At 68.1% G+C, this 1,058-nt stretch carries 1 protein-coding gene; it reads right to left on the bottom strand.

The annotated features are described in order from the left end of the window. A partial coding sequence (locus AB0H83_RS51930) for an NAD-glutamate dehydrogenase domain-containing protein (protein WP_360111518.1) occupies positions 1-1,058 on the bottom strand: 1,058 nt, incomplete at both ends.

Genomic DNA, 1,058 nt, shown 5'->3' with positions numbered 1-1,058 from the left:
GGCAGGTCGGGGATCGACTGCGGGTCCAGCTTGAACGCCGTGTACGACTTGGGCCGCCCCTGCTCGCCGCGCTGGAAGAACGAGGTGCGCAGGGTGGCCTGGATGACGTGCAGGAAGGAACGCAGGATGCGGTCCTGGTCGAGGCTGGTCACCGTGTCGAGGTCCTCGTTGATCGCCGCGGCCATCTCCTTCGACCACTCCGACCGTGCCGTCTCGGACAACTGCAGCCGCAGGTCGAAGCGGGCCGTGAACAGGTCCACGAGCTTGGAGGCGATCGCCGGGTACTGCAGGAGCGTGGTCTCCATGTAGTCCTGCGAGAACACTGTGCCGGCCTGGCGCAGGTACTTGGCGTAGGCGCGCAGCACGACGACCTCGCGCCAGGTGAGGCCGGCCTTCAGCGCCAGGGCGTTGAACCCGTCGACCTCGGCCTCACCGTGCCAGGTGGCGGAGAACGCATTCTCCAGGTGCGGCCGCACCTCGGTGATCGTCCGCGCGTCGGGCGGCAGCTGCAGCCCGAAGTCGTAGAGGTAGACGGTACCGTCGGGGCGGACGATCTCGTAGGGCCGCTCGTCGGTGACCCGCACGCCGAGCGAGTGCAGCACCGGCAGCACGGCGGAGAGGATCATCGGCCTGCCGTACCGCAGCACCTTGAACCGGATGTCGCTCTTGGCCTGGTGGCGCCGGTGGACGTGCATGACGAGCTGGCCCGGCTCGTCGAGCAGCTCCAGCTTGGCGACGTCCTGCACCGCCTCATACGGCGTGTGCTCGTTCTTGTAGGTGTCCGACAGCGCGCCGCCATACCGCTGGTAGAGCAGCTTGGCCTGGTGCTCGTCGTCGAGGTTGCGCTCCAGCACCAGCCGGAAGTCGTCGTCCCACAGCCGGGTGGCGTTGGAGAGCCGCTCGGTGAGACGGGGGACGTTGATGTCGCCGGGCGGGTTGCCGGGCTCGGTGCGCACGATGAGATGCACCCGCGCGAACTTCGACTCGCTGACCCGGGTGGTGTAGTCCACACCGATGCCGTTGAGCTCGGCGAGCAGGATCTGCTGGATGCGCAGCCG

The organism is Dactylosporangium sp. NPDC050688, assembly GCF_040654515.1.
In the GTDB taxonomy this organism is placed as follows: Bacteria; Actinomycetota; Actinomycetes; order Mycobacteriales; family Micromonosporaceae; genus Dactylosporangium.
The sequence above is the reverse complement of the archived record's forward strand: the minus strand, read 5'-3'. Positions and strand labels throughout refer to the sequence as shown.